This window comes from Pseudaminobacter soli (ex Li et al. 2025) (assembly GCF_003012705.1).
In the GTDB taxonomy this organism is placed as follows: Bacteria; Pseudomonadota; Alphaproteobacteria; order Rhizobiales; family Rhizobiaceae; genus Pseudaminobacter; species Pseudaminobacter soli.
In genome coordinates, this window is record NZ_PXYL01000096.1 from 1 (window position 1) to 255 (window position 255).

Sequence of the window (255 nt, forward strand, 5' to 3'; positions counted from 1 at the left end):
TCATGTCCTCCATCGGCACCACCTGGGCATAGCCGCCGCCGGCGGCACCGCCCTTGACGCCGAAGTTCGGCCCGAGCGAGGCCTCGCGGATGCAGATCACCGCCTTCTTGCCGATGCGGTTCAAGCCATCGCCGAGGCCGACCGTGGTGGTGGTCTTGCCCTCGCCGGCCGGGGTCGGGTTGATGGCGGTGACCAGGATCAGCTTGCCGTCCTTGCGCCCCTGCACCGACTGGATGAACTCGGCCGAGATCTTGG

The 255-nt window shown here is 68.2% G+C and carries 1 protein-coding gene; it reads right to left on the bottom strand.

The genetic code is table 11. The features are described 5' to 3' along the window. Positions 1-255: formate--tetrahydrofolate ligase (locus tag C7I85_RS30395; protein WP_146149039.1), on the bottom strand; the 255-nt coding region annotated here is incomplete at both ends.